Genomic DNA, 2571 nt, shown 5'->3' on the forward strand with positions numbered 1-2571 from the left:
GTGACCCAGGCCGCCCAGCACCCGGCGCCTCCGCACCCGCTCGCCCCAGCGCCTCACGCCCCGGACGCACCGCATGTCGATCACGAACACCACACGCCGGGCGAGCCGCGCTAGCGCCGGACGCGCCTGCCGGAGCGCCCCGCCCCGCTGTGCGTTGAGGCTGCGCATTTCGGAGGAGACGACCCGCCATGGCGCAGCACTTCAAGCTCACTGAGGAGGACGATGGCTTCCTGAACCTGCCGCAGGGCGCGGTCCTGGTGGCCTCGGGCACCGACGGCGCCCACGCCTGGCTCGAGCGCGACAAGGACACCACGGTGCGGATCGTCGTGGCCAGCGTGGGCGTCGCCACCTCCGACGGCGCAAGCCTTGAAGCGGTGATCGAGGTGGACGGCGCCACCGCCAGCGGTCACGCCGGCCCGGTCCAGGCCGACACCCACCTGCAGGTCCTGCAGAGCGTGCAGGTGGTGCTGAAGCCCGACCAGCGCCTGGTCTTCAAGGCCTTTCCGAACGCCTCCAGCGTGAGGGTATTGAAGACGGTGGTCTACACATCCGACCTGAAGTGAGCCTCAGGGGCTTGGACTGAAGCCCTAACCCCAGGGTCCGCAGGCCTCCGGCTTTCCGGGAAACGGCGCTGATGCGAGGTCCGCCGCGCACAATCCGTTGGGCATCCTGCCGCTCCTCCGTCCGGTTCGCAGCAGGAAGGCGTGTTCCACCACGCTCGCCTGCTGCTCCAGGTTCAGCGCCTCGAACGCACCAATCGGGAGGGGGTAGCGGTAGCCAGACAAGCCGGGGCCATAGCCGCCAGAGGTCAAGACGCGCGCCCAGCTCGCAAGCGTACGGAGCGGGCGGGTCTGGAACTGCCAGACGTGCACCAGTTCGTGCACCAGCAAGGCCTGGGCATGCGCATCCGCCCTCGCGAAGTCGGCGCTCGCCAAGTGGGGCGGCAGGAAGATGTGCGGACCTAGGGTGAAGGCGAATCCGCCGAAGCCGCCTGCGTGGAGCCGCACGGCGTCCAACTTCACCTCCTCAGCGAAAACGCCCTGAGCCAGGCTTTGCTCGCCGGGCGTCAGGCCACGGCCCACCCTCAGCCCCGGGCCAGCGGCTGTTCGGGCACGCCCAGCGCGTCGGCCAGCCGCATCTTGGCCGAGCCGGGCTTCAGCGCCTTGGGCTGGCTGGCGTGGGGCGCCCAGCCGGTCAGGGTGATCAGCTCGAAGGTCGCAGGCACCCGGCCGTCCTCCAGGCCGAAGCGCTCCGCGTAAATGTCCGAGGTCCGGGCGAGAACGCGGCGGCTCAGCGGCCGGCGCGGGCGGTCCGCCAGCGCGCTAGCCTCACCCATGGCGCGCAGCTCCGCCATCAGCCTGAGCGGATGGGCGTAGCGGACCGTGATCCGGTCCACATCGCTCACCGGCAGGGCGAAGCCGGCGCGCTGTAGCAATCCCGCCGCATCCAGCGCGTCGGCGAAAGGCGAGACGCGCGGACCCGCCCCGTCCGACAGCTCGGCCTCCGCCTGCAACAGGCTCTGGCGGAGTTCGGTCAAGGTCGCACCGCCGTAGAGGGTCGCGATGAACAGGCCGTCGGGCTTCAGCACCCGCCGGGCCTGCACCAGGGCGCCGACCAGGTCGTTGGTCCAGTGCAGCGAGAGCAGCGACACCACCAGGTCGAAACTCTGCGGCGCAAACGGCAGCCGCTCCTCGTCGGCGACCAGGCGCAGGCGCCCGCGGCCGTCCGATCGGTGGAACATCGCCGCGGAAAGGTCTGCCTCGACCAGGGTATCGACTTGCGCCGCTGCATCGCTCTCCCACAGCTTGCGCGCGAACACGCCGGAACGCGCGCTGAGGTCGACGGCGAGCGGGAAACGTCGCAGGATGGCCGAGAGGCGCCAGGCTACGTCCTCGGCCACGCGCGCCTTCAGGAAGTCGGCGGCGGGGTAGCCCGGCGCCGCGCGATCCAGCCGGGCGCGGTGCAGGGGGCGGTCGAACAGTCGGGGGGGAAGGTCGGCCATGAGCGTGCAAGATGGGGCCGCCCGCCCGCGCTTCAAAGCGCCCCGCTTCGCCTTGGCGCCTGCAGGCGGCTGGGCGGCCGCCGCGCTGGACCTGCTGCTGCCGCCGGAGAGCTTCGACGGCTCCGGGAGCTCGCCGCAGACGCCGGGCTTCTCCGCCGCCGCCTGGACCCGTATCGCCTTCCTTGACGATCCGGTGTGCGACGGGTGCGGCCTGCCCTTTCCCTACGATCAGGGCGAGGCCGTGCGCTGCCCCGCCTGCACGGCGCGCCCGAGGGCCTTCGCACGAGCCCGGGCGGCCTGCCTCTACGACGAGCACTCACGCGAGCTGATCCTGAAGCTGAAGCATGCGGACCGGCCTGAGGTCGGCGCCCTGTTCGCCCGCTGGCTGTCGAGAGCCGCCGCGCCGCTGCTGGGGGATGTCGATGCTATCGTTCCGGTGCCGCTGCACCCCTCGCGCCTGTTCGCCCGCCGCTACAACCAGGCGGCCGAGATCGCGCGCCCCCTCTGCCGGCTGACCCGCAAGCGCTACCTTGCCGACGCGCTGGTGCGCCGCCGCGCCACCAGGTCGC

Annotated in this window: 4 protein-coding genes; 2 read left to right on the plus strand and 2 right to left on the minus strand. The window is 71.8% G+C overall.

Translation table 11 applies throughout. From position 1 onward, the window contains the following. The first annotated feature begins 188 nt into the window (after nucleotides 1-188). On the plus strand, nucleotides 189-563 hold the full coding sequence (locus tag HUV06_RS15830; RefSeq protein ID WP_174302201.1) for a hypothetical protein: 375 nt from the start codon (nucleotides 189-191) through the stop codon (nucleotides 561-563). A 24-nt stretch (nucleotides 564-587) separates the two neighbouring features. Here HUV06_RS15830 and HUV06_RS15835 read toward each other — a convergent pair whose 3' ends face one another. Together HUV06_RS15835 and HUV06_RS15840 are read right to left on the minus strand one after the other, a co-directional pair. Further along, entirely contained in the window at nucleotides 588-1082 is a 495-nt protein-coding gene (locus HUV06_RS15835; RefSeq protein WP_174302202.1) for a DUF4157 domain-containing protein, read from the minus strand. Nucleotides 1083-1084: 2 nt separating this feature from the next. After that, complete coding sequence (locus tag HUV06_RS15840) at nucleotides 1085-2002, minus strand: methyltransferase domain-containing protein (RefSeq protein WP_174302203.1); 918 nt, start codon at nucleotides 2000-2002, stop codon at nucleotides 1085-1087. Here HUV06_RS15840 and HUV06_RS15845 point away from each other — a divergent pair. After that, nucleotides 2001-2571 (plus strand): ComF family protein (locus HUV06_RS15845; protein WP_174302204.1); only part of this gene is annotated, 571 nt, incomplete at its 3' end. The genes HUV06_RS15840 and HUV06_RS15845 overlap by 2 nt on opposite strands.

This window comes from Caulobacter sp. S45 (assembly GCF_903642205.1).
Lineage (GTDB): Bacteria > Pseudomonadota > Alphaproteobacteria > Caulobacterales > Caulobacteraceae > CAHJWH01.